Source organism: Methylobacterium sp. CCH5-D2 (genome assembly GCF_001556475.1).
GTDB classification, from domain to species: domain Bacteria; phylum Pseudomonadota; class Alphaproteobacteria; order Rhizobiales; family Beijerinckiaceae; genus Methylobacterium; species Methylobacterium hispanicum.
In genome coordinates this window covers 1-230 of sequence record NZ_LSIX01000988.1, presented here as the reverse complement: position 1 = coordinate 230, position 230 = coordinate 1, and the positions used below count along the sequence as shown (strand labels likewise).

General features: G+C 73.5%; 1 protein-coding gene. It reads left to right on the top strand.

The genetic code is table 11. From position 1 onward, the window contains the following. The coding region (locus tag AX737_RS26720) for a TerB family tellurite resistance protein (protein WP_197430731.1) at positions 1-230 on the top strand (230 nt) is incomplete at both ends.

The following is a 230-nucleotide window of genomic DNA, read 5'->3' as shown; positions in this document are numbered from 1 at the left end:
CCTCGCCAAGACGACCACGGCCGGCTTCGAGGCCTATGCGGGCCAGCTCGCCGCGACCTTCCGGGACGAGCCGGCGCTCTTGGAGGACGTGCTCGACGGCCTCTTCCACATCGCGACCGCCGACGGCGCGATCCACGAGGGCGAGGAGCGCTACCTGCGCGCGGTCGCCGCGATCTTCGGCCTGGAGGAGGCCGGTTTCCGGCGCATCGCCGCCCGCCATGTCCGGCTCG